We start from the raw sequence: 13,737 nt of genomic DNA, 5'->3' as shown, positions 1-13,737 counted from the left end.
TTGCAGACGAATCCAGGCACGGAACCGGTCAGGCCGATGCTGAGGGCGAATCCGCTACAGAAAACGCGAACCCGAATACGGAATACCCCAGTCACCCAGCCCGGTCAACGGGCTGGGTGAGGACGAAGTGAAACCAGAGACCCACCGGCCAGAGCCATGTCATTGACAGCCCCCTGGTCATCCCTGTTCACCCACCTCCACGCGCCTACGCCCTGACCCGGCGGTTCGACGCGGCACACATGTGCCCGCCCGTGTCGAACACACCCCGAACCGCGGGTCAACGGCTCTCCGGCAATTCCCTCCCTCGTTCGCTTTTCCCGCTGGTTCAAGGCAGGTGGGACGTGTGCGGCCTTTCGGCCCGCAAGTCCTTGTGTGTTTGAACGAAGGAAAACGCATCATGAAACGCATGCTGATCAACGCCACGCAGGCCGAAGAACGCCGCCTGGCGATTGTGGACGGGCAAAAACTGCTCGACTACGAAATCGAAATCGAAGGGCGCGAACAGCGCAAGGGCAACATCTACAAGGCGGTCGTCACCCGCGTCGAACCGTCGCTCGAAGCCTGCTTCGTCGACTACGGCGAAGAACGCCACGGCTTCCTGCCGTTCAAGGAAATCTCGCGCCAGTATTTCGCCGCCGGCGTGCCGGTCAACCAAGCTCGCATCAACGACGTGATCAAAGAGGGCCAGGAACTGCTGGTCCAGGTGGAAAAGGAAGAGCGCGGCAACAAGGGCGCAGCCCTCACCACCTTCGTCAGCCTGGCGGGCCGGTATGTGGTGCTCATGCCCAACAACCCACGCGGCGGCGGTGTGAGCCGGCGCATTGAAGGCGAAGACCGGCAGGAACTCAAGGCCGCACTCGACCAGCTCGAATACCCCAACGGCATGAGCATCATCGCCCGCACCGCCGGCATCGGCCGCGATGCTGCCGAGCTCCAGTGGGACCTCAACTACCTGCTCAAGCTCTGGAACGCCATCGACGGCGCGACCAAGGGTGCCAAAGGTGCCTTCCTGATTTACCAGGAATCGAGCCTGGTGATCCGCGCCATCCGCGACTACTTCAACAGCGACATCGGCGAGATCCTGATCGACACCGACGACATCTTCGAGCAGGCGCACCAGTTCATGAGCCACGTGATGCCCGAGCACGGGCACCGTGTGAAGCGCTACCGCGACGACGCACCGCTGTTCAGCCGCTTCCAGATCGAACACCAGATTGAAACCGCCTACAGCCGCATCGTGCAGTTGCCCAGCGGCGGCGCCATCGTGATCGACCAGACCGAAGCGCTGGTGGCGGTGGACGTGAACTCGGCCCGTGCCATCAAGGGCGGCGACATCGAAGAAACCGCCACCCGCACCAACCTGGAAGCCGCCGACGAAGTGGCTCGCCAGGCCCGCCTGCGCGACCTCGGTGGCCTCCTGGTGATCGACTTCATCGACATGGACGAGTCGAAGAACCGCCGCGAAGTGGAAAACCGCCTGCGCGATGCCCTGCGCCAGGACCGCGCCCGCGTGCAGTTCGGCTCCATCAGCAAATTCGGCCTGCTCGAAATGAGCCGCCAGCGCCTGAAGCCCGCCCTCAACGAAGGCGCTTCCATTCCCTGCCCACGCTGCGGTGGTTCCGGCCACATCCGCGACACCGAAAGCTCGGCGCTGCAGATCCTGCGCATCATCCAGGAAGAGTCGCTCAAGGACAGCACGGCCGCCGTGCTGGTGCAGGTGCCGGTCGAGGTGGCCAGCTTCCTGCTCAACGAAAAGCGCACCGAAATCACCAAGATCGAACTCAAGCAGCGCATCAACGTGCTGCTGGTGCCCAACAAGTCGCTCGACACACCCAACTACAAGCTCGAGCGCCTCAAGCACGACGACCCGCGCCTGGACAACCTGGACGTGAGCTACAAGATGGCCGAGGAGGCCGACGACGTGGCCATGTTCACGCGCCGCAGTCAGGAGCGCAGCAACAAGCAGGAGCCCGTGATCAAGGGCGTGCTCCCTGACGGTCCCGCCCCTGTGGCCGCACCCCGTCCAGAGGTCGTAGCACCGGTCGTGCCTGCCAAGCCTGTGGCCGCGCCCGCAGCCAAGGCCGCAGCGGCAGTGGAAACCGGCTTCTTTGGCTGGCTCAAGAGCCTGTTTGGTGCAGACGCCGCCCCGGCAGCAGCGCCGGCCCCAGCACCCCTCGCAGCACCCAAGGGCGAGCGCGAGGAGCGCACCGAGGGACGCCGCGATGGTCGCGACGGCCGCCAACGCGGTGGTCGCCAGGGTGGCGAAGCACGTGGCGGTTCCCGCGAAGGCGGACGCGGCACGGGTCGCGGCGAAGCCCGTGTGGCCGGACGTGGTGAAGGCCGCCCGGACAGTCGCAGCGAGGCGCGACCAGACAACCGCAGTGAAGGTCGCGCTGAAGGTCGCACCGACGTTCGTGGCGAAGGCCGCAACGAGGGCCGGGCCGAAGGCCGCCAGGATTCCCGCGGCGGCGAGCAGCGCCGGGGCGAAGGTCGTGGCGAGCGCGGCGAAGGCCGCAACGGAGGTCGCCGGGACAATCGCCGCGAGGCACCAGCCGGTGAAGCCACCGCACTGCCCGCTGGCACCGCAGCACAGAGCGAAGCCGGTGAGGCCACCGACACCCAGCGCCGCGAGCGCCGCGGACGCAACGACAACCGTCGCCGCGGCGGGCCAGCAGAAGGCACAGAAGCTCTGCCACAGGGCACCGTGGAAGACAGCAACCTCGCGCCTGCCCGTGACGCAGGCACCGCTGCCGTCGACACCAACGAAAATGCAGTGACCCAGGCACCTGAAGGCCGTGAAGACGACGGCGCACCGCGCGCACCGCGTGAGCGTCGCAGTCGCGACCGCTACGGCCGCGACCGACGCGAGCGCGCACCCCGTGACGAGGCAGAAGCTGGCCAGGCCAGCGCCGCAGCGGCCGAACCGGTGACGCCTTCGGCCACCGCCCAGGACGACGCCGCATACGAGCCGCCGGTGCGAAGCAGCTACTTCAGCCTGCCCACAGAAGCGGCCCCGTCAGCGGCTACCCCGCCCACCGGGCAGCCTGCGGCCGATCGCGCGGCCGCGCCGCAAGCGCCTGTGACGAGCGAAACACCCCGGCAGGCCGTGGCTGAAGAGGTGGCACCATCTGTCGAGCGCCGAGAGGCAGAAAAGGCAACCGCGCCTGTGACCACGCCGACGCCTGTGGCCGCCGGCCTGCCCGCTGTGCCGGCATTCGAGTTGTCCATCGAATCGCTGCAGCAGGTGGCCCAGTCCAGCGGACTTGAATGGGTGAATTCCAACCCTGAAAAAGTGGCACAGGCACAGGCCGCCATTGCTGCCGAACCCAAGCCGATTCATGTGCCCCGGGAACCCCGTCCCGCCGTGGTGCTGGACGAAGGTCCCCTGGTGCTTGTGGAGACACGCAAGGACCTGCGCAACATGACGCTTCCGTTCGAGAACAACTGAAGTCGCCCGGCCTTGATCGGTCATTGACGGCACCAGACAGCCGCCAACAAAAAAAGAAGCCAGCCCACTCGGGCTGGCTTCTTTTTTGGGTGTTCATGCAGCGCGAACGGAGGATCGTGGCATGGTGCTGACGCGCCCTTCGCGCTGTACCGCCCTATTCCAGCAGCGCGGCTTTCTTCCAGGCGTCATGGGCGGCCAGCTCATCGCCCCGCTCCTCGGCCAGCCGTGCCAACGCGCACCAGCAGCGCCGCAGCAGCGTCTGATCGCTCAGACTGTGACTGGCCTGCCCCAGCAGCTGTGACGCCTTGCCCCACAACTGGTAGTGCATGCAGGCCTGCCCTGCCAGGTACTGAAGATAGGGGTTGTTCGGTATCTGCCTCTGGCGCTGCTCCAGGCGGGACAACCAATCGGCATCGATGGGTTCCAGTGCCGGTTCCAGCGCCCGGGTCAGGTGCAGTTGCTGGGTCTCGTCCAGCGATTCGAATTGGTCCCACACGGGGTCCAGCCAACTCCGAACCAACTCGGCCGTTGCGTGTCTGGCCGCTTCTGCGCCATCGTCGTCGCCCGCGTTGACATTGAAGCTGTTCGCGCGCATGGCCGCAGCCACCGCCAGTTCGGGCGTGAGCCGCTCGGCCGCATCCAGGCCCTCCCACACGCTGCGCAGTTGGGTCAGATCGTGGGCTTCGCGCAGGCCATCCTGAACCAGCCCGCGCACGATGCTGCGAGAAGCATCGGGTGAAAAGGCCCCGTGTTTGGCCAGCAGCCGCGCGGTGTCCAGGGCCTCGCTGGTCGCGCCGCCCAGGCGGGCCACGTTCAGCTTGAGGCGGAGCGCCTGGATCCGGCGAGCCGCGCCCTGAGGCAATTCGGCCAGACGGCTTCTCGCTGCTTCGACATTCCGGTCTTCGACCGCCCACCGAACCGCGCGCAGCAGGGCACCCTCATGGGCCTCAGGCGCCTTGGCCGCCAGTCTGGGGTGCAGCGCTGCATGCAGGTGTTCATCGCGCTGCTCGGCATTGCGCAACGACTGAGCGCTTTCTGCCGCGAGCAGATGGGCCAGCAGCTTCAGCTGGTGGCGGCGCGGCCATTGCGATGAATTGCCGGACTTCAGTTGCTCAAGTGCGTGCAGCGCGGCGGCCTGGGCCCGCACAAAACGACCTGAGAGCTGGTGGGACAAGGCGTCCATGACAGCACCCACAGCCGCCCGTTCCACCTGCTGCGCACGCCAGCGCTGTGCCTGCGCAGGCAGGTCGCGCAGCATCGAAACGGCGCGCAAGCCGGCATACAACAGCACAAAACCTGCCACCAGGGCAAACAGTACCATGTTGAACGAGACATCAAAGCGATAAGGCGGCCAGAACAGGGTGACCGTGGACTGGTTGTGCCCGACCAGCAAGGCCAGCGCCACCGCCAGTGCCGCCAGGCCCAGAAACCAGAAAACGCTGCGCATGGCGCCACCTTGCTTGCGCCGCATCAACGACCTCCTGCAGCGGCGCTGAGTGCCGCCAGGGTTTCATCGGGCCGTGGCAACACCCCATCCACGATGTCTTTGCGTACCTGGCTAACAGCCACCTGCGCACCGCGCACCAGCGGCGACGAGGTGTCAAAGTACTTTGCAATCGCCGCTTCCACGGCGATCAGGTCGGCCTGACTGGACGCCATGTGACGGGCCAGCAAGCCCAAGCGCGCGTTGAGCAACTTGAGTTTGAGGTTTTCCCGGATGAAGAAAGCCTGTTCGGGTGCCAGCAGCACCGCTTCGGGCTGATCGATGCGACTGACCCGCACCAGCTCACGACCGCTGCGGGTGACGTCGGTCCAGATCGTGGACCACAGACCGGTCCACCAGTCGGCCACACGCGCCCAACCTTCACCAAGGCCACGGGCACCGGGGTTGGCCTCAGGTGGCTGTGAATCCACCTTTTGATCAGCAGTATCCACCGCAGGCAAAGCCGACTTCGTGGGGGCGGCCACAGCGCGCTGGCCCACCTGGTTCAGAAGGGGCCATTCATCGACCTGTCGCGCCACCTCATCGAGTCGCAAAACCAGGGCCGGAATGTCGGCGAGCGAAGCGGCCTGGATGCGTTCAATGTCACGCGTGATCGCCCGTTGCACCGGATTCAACCGGGGCTGCGCTGCGCGCCCGATGCGCTGGTCCACCGCTTGCAGGGCTGAAATCAACGGTTGCGCGCTGCCGGTGAGCTGGGTTTGCTGCTGGGCGAGGCGCAGTGCGGCTTCAAGGTCCTGGACCAGGTTGTCGTCCCGCGAGCGGGACAGTGTCAGCATCAGCTCATCGAGCTGGCTGCGCTGCAGACTCACCTCAGATAGCCGGACCTCAGCCACGCTCAAGCGTGCCTGCAACTCCTGGGTGAGCGCTTCGGCCTGGGTGGCCAGGGTTCTGGCCTCCACCGCCGTGGCACCACTCTCCTGGCTGCGGCGGGCCAGCTCCTGCTGGGTGAAATCCAGCTTTTGCCAGAGCATGCCGCTCAGGGCCAGTGCAGCAAGAGCGACCACCAGGGCCAGCAGCAGAACCCATTGCCCAGAGGCGCGCGCCGCGGACGGGTGCGCGGTGTGTCCGCCAGGATCTGGACGCGGCAAGGTGGGCGGAGGAAGGGGGGCGCTAGGGGATTCGCTGGGGACTTGATTCATGCGTGACTCCACGTCGATTCTAGGGCGAGCATCACGTCACGCAACGCCGGTCGGCTGGTCACCACCCGTCCAAAACCCGCTGCCAGCGCGCTTTGTGCAATGCGGGGGTGGGTGGCCAGCGCAAAAGTGTCCTGCCAGCCGGCCTGTGGCATCAGGCTTTGCAGATGGGTCAGTGCCTCCGAGCTGCTGAACAGCCACGCGGCGTCGGGCCCCACTGCGGCGCGGGCCAGCGCCTGCTGCCCGGGTGACCAGACCGGGGCACGGCGTTCGTAGGCGACACACGCCTCCACACGGGCACCGGCAGCCAGGCACTGCCTGATCAACCAGTCGCGACCGGTGCCGGCCACGCTGTCGACAGGCGCGCCTGATGAAATGCCACGCACGATGAGCACCTGGGCGCCGGCATGCAACTGCGGTGCCACGACGGGCCAGAGTGTTTCCGAATCAAACTGCGGCGCGTCCTGCGCCGGGGCGTCGACGCGATCCACCGGCACGCCGGCCTCCTGCAGCGCGGCCGCGGTGGCCGGCCCGGGTGCCCAGAAGCGGGTCGATGCATGTCCGGCAGCGAGCGCCGAGGCTACGCGCTTTGGCGCCATGCCTGCGAAAAAATGGGTCACCGCCGCGCCGCTGACGAACATGGCCGCATCGACCTGAAACACCTGTTGCCGCCAGTCCTGCAAAGCCTTCAGGGTCGCCACGTCGCTCGGCTCGCCGATCTCGATCAGGGGCAAGGCGTGGGCTGGCCATGCGCGCTGGCACAGGGCGTCGGTCCAGATCTGCGCCTCTGGCGCGGGCCGCGTCACGATGAGCCGACTCAGCCGCGCGGGTCCGCGAGGGTCGGTGGCGAGGGTCAAGGTTTCAGCCCTCCGGTTTCGGTGGCTGGGCGCCGGCCGACTTCAGCGCATCGGCCACCTGCCTGCCCAGGGCCTCCGCCTGTTCGAGCGATTCGACCTGCGCCTGGTCTCGCACACGCACCATCGGTGAAGCACCCTCAGGATCGCCCCAGGCGGCATCCAGCCACAAGGATGCCGAAGCGCCTGTCGAAGCCGCTTCGCCATCCCACTGCGCGTAGGCCGCCAGGGGCATCGAGCAACTGCCACCCATGGCCCTGGAGACCGTGCGTTCGGCGGCCACACGCAGCCAAGTGGGCATGTGGATCAGGGGCGCCAGCGCAGCCATCAGGTCATCCCGGCCGGCACGCACCTCAATGCCCAGCGCACCCTGGCCTGCCGCAGGCAGCGACTCCACCGGTTCGAAGACATGGCGAATGCGACCGGCCAGGCCCAGGCGCTTGAGGCCTGCCGCAGCCAGCACAATGGCGTGATACTGACCCTCGTCCAGCTTTCGCAGCCGGGTATCGAGGTTGCCGCGCAGGGGTTCGATGCGCACGTCCTGACGGCCCAGGCGATCCAGCGCTTCACGCAACAGCACCAGCCGACGCAGGCTGGAGGTGCCCACCACCGCATCGGGTGGCAGACCAGCCAAACCGCCGCACACGGGCGACACCCAGGCGTCTCTGGGATCTTCCCGCTCCATCACGCAGGCCAGCACAAAACCCGGGGGCAGGTCCATGGGCACGTCCTTGAGCGAATGCACCGCGATGTCGGCGCGCCCCTCTTCCAGCGCCACCTCCAGCTCCTTGACGAACAGGCCCTTGCCACCCACCTTGGAGAGGCTGCGATCCAGAATCTGGTCGCCCTTGGTGGTCATGCCCAGCAGGTGGACGGTGTGACCCAGGGCCTCCAACAGAGCTTTGACGTGCTCCGCCTGCCACAGGGCAAGACGGCTTTCGCGGGTGGCGATGGTGATCTTCATGGGGGGTGGGCTGATGGGTCGGTGCGCCAAAGCAGATGAGCGGCCAACCCATGTTTTCGTTCCTGCCTGGTAACGGGCTGACAGCGTTGGGATGCTAGCATGCGGGCTGCTCAAAATTTCAGCACCCTCTTCCATGAACCGAAAGCCCGCACGCGCCGCCGCATCCCCTGCAACGACCCCGGCAAGGGCCGCTGCGACGACCCCGAAACCTCGGTCAGGTGCCGACAAGGACAAGCCGCTGATTGAAGACATTCGCCTGCTGGGGCGCATTCTGGGCGATGTGATCCGTGAGCAGGAAGGACAAGCGGCGTTCGAGCTGATCGAACAGATCCGGCAGCTCTCTGTCGCGTTCCGCCGCCACGCAGACCAGTCCGCGGACAAGGCCCTGAAGAAGCTGCTCAAGGGACTGAGCGGCGACCAGACGGTGAGTGTGATTCGCGCCTTCACCTACTTCAGCCACCTCGCCAACCTGGCCGAAGACCGCCACCACATCCGACGTCGCGCGGTACACGAGCGGGCGGGTGATCTCCAGGAAGGCAGCCTGGCGCTCACACTGCAACGCCTGCGCAAGGCGGGCATCGCGCCTTCGGAGGTGCTGCACACGCTGGCACAAAGCCACATTTCACCGGTGCTCACCGCCCATCCCACCGAGGTGCAGCGCAAGAGCATTCTGGATGCCGAACGCGCCATCGCCCGGCTGCTCACCGAGCGCGAAGCCGGTGAAGCGCGCCTGCCCCGCGAGCTGGCAGACAACGAAGCCCAGATACGGGCGCGCGTCACGCAGCTCTGGCAGACGCGGCTGCTGCGCTTCACCAAGCTGACCGTGGCCGACGAAATCGAAAACGCGCTCAGCTACTACGAAGCCACATTCCTGACCCAGATCCCCAGGATCTACCGTGACCTGGAGCTGGGCCTGAAGGACAAGGGCACGGCAGGCCAGCCTTTGGCCACGTTCCTGCGCATGGGCCAGTGGATAGGCGGCGACCGCGACGGCAACCCGAATGTGACGGCCGAAACGCTGGAGCTGGCGCTCAAAAGTCAGAGCGACATGGTGCTGCGCCACCACCTCACCCAGGTGCACCTGCTGGGTGCAGAGCTGTCGGTGTCGGCGATGCTGAACAGCGTCAGCCCAGCCATGCAAGCCCTGGCCGAGCGTTCACCCGACCGAAACGCCCACCGGCAGGATGAACCGTACCGTCGGGCCCTCACCGGCATCTACGCCCGCCTGGCCGCCACCCTCTCCCAGCTCACAGGCGGCGAAGCGGCGCGGCACGCCGTGGCGCCTCAAGACCCCTACGCAAGCGCCACCGAGTTTCTGGCCGACTTGCGCACGATCGAGGCGTCGCTGGTGGCGAACCACGGCGCAGCGCTGGCCAGCGCGCGCCTGCACCCGCTGATCCGCGCGGTGGAGGTGTTCGGTTTTCATCTGGCCACGGTGGACCTGCGTCAGAGCTCGGACAAGCACGAGGAAGTGATTCATGAGCTGCTGGCGGTGGCGCGCATCGAGGCGGCCTACAGCCAGCTCGACGAAGTCGGCAAACAGGCCGTGCTGCTGCGCCAGCTCAACGATGCCCGCCCCTTGCGCGTGCCGGGCGCCACATATTCGGATCACAGCCTGAGCGAGCTGAGCATTTTCGAGACCGCCCGTCTGGGGCGCCAGCGCCTGGGTGCGCAGGCCATCCGGCACGCCATCATCAGCCACACCGAGACAGTCAGCGACCTGCTGGAAGTGCTGCTGCTGCAGAAAGAAACCGGCCTGCTGCACGGTTTGCTGGGCGAAAACGCGGTCTGCGACCTGATCGTGGTGCCCCTGTTCGAAACCATCGAAGACCTGCGCAACGCCGCGCCCATCATGCGCGACTATTACGCACTGCCCGGCGTGCGCGCCATGGTGCAGCGCGGCCAGGCAGACGGGTACAGCGAGCAGGACATCATGCTCGGCTACTCAGACAGCAACAAGGACGGCGGCATCTTCACCAGCAACTGGGAGCTCTACCGCGCCGAAACCGCGCTGGTGAAGCTGTTTGATGAACTCAACGCCGGCGAAGCGTGGGGGCACATCGATCCTGCGCCGGGCAGCCCCAAGCCGGATCAGCCCCCTGGGGGGGCAGCGACCCGCGCAGCGGTGGAGCGTGGGGGCCATATCCGGCTTCGCATGTTCCACGGTCGGGGCGGCACCGTGGGCCGCGGTGGTGGCCCCAGCTACCAGGCCATCCTGGCCCAGCCACCCGGCACGGTGCGCGGGCAGATCCGCCTGACGGAGCAGGGGGAAGTCATCGGGTCGAAATACGCCAACCCCGAAATCGGCCGGCGCAACCTGGAAACCCTGGTGGCGGCCACGCTGGAAGCCACCCTGCTGCAGACCACGCGCGATGCACCGGCCGCGTTCATGGAAGCGGCAGATGCGCTTTCGCTGCACAGCATGGCGGCCTACCGCGCGCTGGTGTACGAAACCCCACGTTTCGCCGAGTACTTTTTTGATGCCACGCCGATTCGCGAAATCGCCGAACTCAACATCGGCTCCCGGCCTGCGTCGCGCAAGGCGACTCAGCGCATTGAAGACCTGCGGGCGATTCCCTGGGGCTTCAGCTGGGGCCAATGCCGGCTCACGCTGCCGGGCTGGTACGGCTTTGGTTCGGCGGTGCAGGCCTTTCTTCACCAGAATGGCCCATCGGGCGTTGCCAGGCAAAAGGCCTTGCTGCAGAAGATGGTCAAGCAATGGCCCTTCTTTCGCACCTTGTTGTCCAACATGGACATGGTGCTGGCCAAGAGCGACCTCGCCCTGGCGTCGCGGTACGCCGAGCTGGTCGAAGACCGGCGGTTGCGCAACAAGGTTTTTTCCACCGTTCAGGCGGAATGGCACCGCACGGTTGACGCATTGAACATGATCACCGGCGCCAAGCAACGGCTGGTCAGCAATGCCGCGCTGCAGCGTTCCATCCGGCACCGATTTCCCTACATCGATCCGCTGCACCACCTGCAGGTGGAACTGGTGCGGCGGTACCGCGCTGGGGAAAGCGATGCCGAAAAAGACGGCCGCGTCCGCCGGGGCATCCACATCTCGATCAACGGCATTGCAGCCGGGTTGCGGAACACAGGGTAACCCCCGCGTCGCCCCTGCGGGCCGTCACCCCCCAAGGAGAGCACACTTGCAACCTGGCTGAGCCGGTCCAGAGGTGTCCTTGGTGGGCGCTGCTTCGTTCATGCCGCCACTTTGCCATGCGCCAGCGCGGTCATTCGGCAAAACCTAGAATGCCCAGGTGACCCCATACATCAACGCCGACCTCCATTGCCATTCCATCGTGTCCGACGGCACGCTCACACCAGAAGTCCTGGCCCAGCGCGCCAAGGCCAATGGCGTGGAACTGTGGGCATTGACCGACCACGACGAAATTGGCGGACAGGACCGAGCCATTGAAGCCGCACGCCTCGCTGGCCTGCGCTACCTGACCGGCGCAGAGATTTCCGTCACCTTCGCCGGAACCACGGTGCATATCGTGGGACTGGGCATGGACCACACCCACCCTGCTCTGGTCAACGGCCTGCGCGCCACGCGCGGTGGCCGGGAAATGCGCGCCAGGGCCATGAGCGACGACCTGGCCAGGGTGGGTATTCCTGGTGTCTACGACGGGGCGCTGAAATACGTGGACAACCCCGAACTCATCTCGCGCACGCACTTTGCACGCTACCTTGTCGAGGCAGGCGTCTGCAAGGAAACCAATGAGGTCTTTCGCAAGTACATCACCGAGGGCAAGCCCGGCTTTGTGCCACACCGATGGGCGAGCTTGCGTGACGCTGTGGGCTGGATCACCGAATCAGGCGGGGTCGCGATCATTGCGCACCCGGGCCGGTACAAGCTCACCGCCAATGAAGAGTACGCGCTGTTCACCGAATTCAAGACCCTGGGCGGACAAGGCGTCGAGGTCATGACCGGTGCACATGGCCAGGCCGACTACGTGAAATACGCCGATTACTGCCAGGAATTCGATCTGGCAGCCTCACGAGGCAGTGATTTCCACAGCCCTGAAGAAAGCCACACCGATCTGGGCAAGCTGCCCTTCCTGCCTGGCAGCGTGACCCCGGTCTGGGAACTGCTGGAATCGCGCATCCACTGAGAGGCAGAGAGTCTTTCGCTCATGCCTGCCCGTTTCCTGGACAAGCTGCCACCATCGGTGCTTGGGGTGGCATTCCTCGTGCTGGCCACCGCCTGTTTTGCCGTGCTGGACACCACGGTCAAAGTGGTTGGCGCCTCCATGTCGATCCTCGTCGCGGTCTGGTTCCGCTACGTGTTTCAGGCGGTCGCCGTGGCGGCGTTCATGCTGCCCAGGCAAGGCCGCCAATTGCTGCAAACCGAACACCCCCGATACCAGGTCGTTCGTGGTCTGTTGCTGCTCATGGTCAGCGTGCTGTCCTTCGTCAGCGTGCAGTACATGCCGGTGGGCGAGTTCACCGCCATCGTCATGACCACACCGCTGGTTGTGACCCTGCTGGCGGCCTTGCTCCTGAAGGAACGCGTTTCCGTGCTGCGATGGGTGCTGGTGGCCGGCGGCTTCACGGGCGCCCTGATGGTGATACAACCGGGCGACGCGATGATCGGCTGGACCAGCCTGATCCCGCTGGTGATGGTGTTCAGCTATGCCTGCTTCCAGATTCTCACCAGCAAGATGGCGCGCACCGAAGACCCCATGACCATGCACCTCTACACCGGCTGGGTGGGCGCGCTGATCGCCACCGCCGCCCTCCCCTTGATCTGGCAAGGCATGCCTGACCTGCGCACCTTTGCCCTTCTGTGCCTGATTGGCCTGGCGGGCACCGTAGGGCACTTCCTCCTGATTCTGGCGTTCGCCAGAACCAAGGCTTCCACGCTCACGCCCTTTCTCTACTCGCAGATCGGCTTCGCCATGCTCTGTGGTTGGGTGGTGTTTGACCACATCCCTGGCCGGCTGGAGCTGGGCGGCATCGCACTCATCGTGTTGTGCGGTGCCACGGCAAGCTGGCTGACTGCGCGTGAGAAGCGGCTCCCGGTCGAACCACCGGAAGCCTGAGACGAAACGCTGGCGGCGCCGCGTTTTGCGCTCGCCACAGGCCCACGCACAATAGGCACATGTCACAGTATTTCGAAGTCCATCCCGACAACCCGCAGCCCCGCCTGCTCAAACAGGCCGCTCAATTGCTGGAACGCGGCGGCGTGCTGGCCGTGCCCACCGACTCCAGCTATGCGCTGGTCTGCCATCTGGACGACAAGGCCGCTGCCGATCGCCTGCGCCGGATCCGCCAGGTGGACGACAAGCACCACCTCACCCTGCTGTGCCGGGACCTGAGCGAGTTGGCCAGCTACGCGCGGGTCGACAACCGGCAGTACCGGCTGCTCAAGCTGGCCACACCTGGGCCCTACACCTTCATTCTCGAAGCCAGCAAGGAAGTGCCAAGGCGGCTCAGCCATCCATCGCGCAAGACCATCGGCCTGCGCGTACCCGGACACCACACCTTGCTCGAACTGCTGGCCTTGCACGGCGGCCCGCTGCTGGCCACCACCCTGATTCCGCCCGGCGAGACCGCCCCCTTGAACGACGCGAGCGAAATCCGCGAGCGCTTCCAGCATGACCTGGCCGGCGTGATCGATGCCGGTGCCTGTGCGCTCGAACCCACCACCGTGATTGACCTCACCGCCATGGGCAGTGGCGGTGAACCGGAGGTGATCCGCGAAGGGCAAGGCGCCTTGGCTCCCTTGGGACTCTAGGGCCTGTTCACACTATTTTTCCAAGATGCGTTGCGGATCAAAAAGGCCATGCGCAAGGCGCGAAACGCAGCCGGGGTCGCCCCCCGGCAAG

General features: G+C 65.9%; 9 protein-coding genes. 5 read left to right on the top strand and 4 right to left on the bottom strand.

Annotated elements, in window-relative coordinates; translation table 11 throughout:
* The first annotated feature begins 397 nt into the window (after nt 1-397).
* Nucleotides 398-3,448, top strand: a complete 3,051-nt coding sequence (locus tag J2W49_RS16215) for an Rne/Rng family ribonuclease (RefSeq protein WP_310318401.1) — start codon at nt 398-400, stop codon at nt 3,446-3,448.
* 154 nt (nt 3,449-3,602) lie between these two features.
* Here the strand turns inward: J2W49_RS16215 and J2W49_RS16210 are convergent, their stop codons facing one another.
* Genes J2W49_RS16210 through hemC form a run of 4 tightly spaced genes read right to left on the bottom strand, consistent with a single transcriptional unit; the run spans nt 3,603 to nt 7,906 of the window.
* Nucleotides 3,603-4,919: a heme biosynthesis HemY N-terminal domain-containing protein gene (locus tag J2W49_RS16210; protein ID WP_310318398.1), complete on the bottom strand. Its 1,317-nt coding sequence runs from the start codon at nt 4,917-4,919 to the stop codon at nt 3,603-3,605.
* The gene (locus J2W49_RS16205; protein WP_310318394.1) at nt 4,919-6,091 is read right to left on the bottom strand and encodes a uroporphyrinogen-III C-methyltransferase; all 1,173 of its coding nucleotides are present in this window, start codon (nt 6,089-6,091) and stop codon (nt 4,919-4,921) included. Before J2W49_RS16205 ends, J2W49_RS16210 begins: the two co-directional genes overlap by 1 nt.
* Nucleotides 6,088-6,945 (bottom strand): uroporphyrinogen-III synthase, encoded by an 858-nt coding sequence (locus J2W49_RS16200; protein ID WP_310318390.1) that lies wholly within the window; start codon nt 6,943-6,945, stop codon nt 6,088-6,090. Before J2W49_RS16200 ends, J2W49_RS16205 begins: the two co-directional genes overlap by 4 nt.
* 4 nt (nt 6,946-6,949) lie before the next feature.
* Nucleotides 6,950-7,906, bottom strand: coding sequence for a hydroxymethylbilane synthase (hemC, locus tag J2W49_RS16195; protein ID WP_310318386.1), 957 nt, complete (start codon nt 7,904-7,906; stop codon nt 6,950-6,952).
* 133 nt (nt 7,907-8,039) lie between these two features.
* Between hemC and J2W49_RS16190 the strand changes: the two genes are divergently transcribed.
* The 4 genes from J2W49_RS16190 to J2W49_RS16175 all read left to right on the top strand — a co-directional run bounded on the left by J2W49_RS16190 (nt 8,040) and on the right by J2W49_RS16175 (nt 13,646).
* Nucleotides 8,040-11,009 carry a phosphoenolpyruvate carboxylase gene (locus J2W49_RS16190; RefSeq protein ID WP_310318383.1) on the top strand — a complete coding sequence of 990 codons (2,970 nt, stop codon included), beginning with the start codon at nt 8,040-8,042 and terminating at the stop codon, nt 11,007-11,009.
* 157 nt (nt 11,010-11,166) lie between these two features.
* Nucleotides 11,167-12,021 (top strand): 3',5'-nucleoside bisphosphate phosphatase, encoded by an 855-nt coding sequence (locus J2W49_RS16185; protein ID WP_310318379.1) that lies wholly within the window; start codon nt 11,167-11,169, stop codon nt 12,019-12,021.
* A 21-nt stretch (nt 12,022-12,042) separates the two neighbouring features.
* Nucleotides 12,043-12,951 (top strand): DMT family transporter, encoded by a 909-nt coding sequence (locus tag J2W49_RS16180; protein WP_310318376.1) that lies wholly within the window; start codon nt 12,043-12,045, stop codon nt 12,949-12,951.
* Between the two features lie 59 nt (nt 12,952-13,010).
* Nucleotides 13,011-13,646 (top strand): L-threonylcarbamoyladenylate synthase, encoded by a 636-nt coding sequence (locus J2W49_RS16175; protein ID WP_310318374.1) that lies wholly within the window; start codon nt 13,011-13,013, stop codon nt 13,644-13,646.
* Nucleotides 13,647-13,737 lie beyond the last annotated feature (91 nt).

The organism is Hydrogenophaga palleronii, assembly GCF_031457455.1.
Classification (GTDB): domain Bacteria; phylum Pseudomonadota; class Gammaproteobacteria; order Burkholderiales; family Burkholderiaceae_C; genus Hydrogenophaga; species Hydrogenophaga palleronii_A.
The sequence above is the reverse complement of the archived record's forward strand: the minus strand, read 5'-3'. Positions and strand labels throughout refer to the sequence as shown.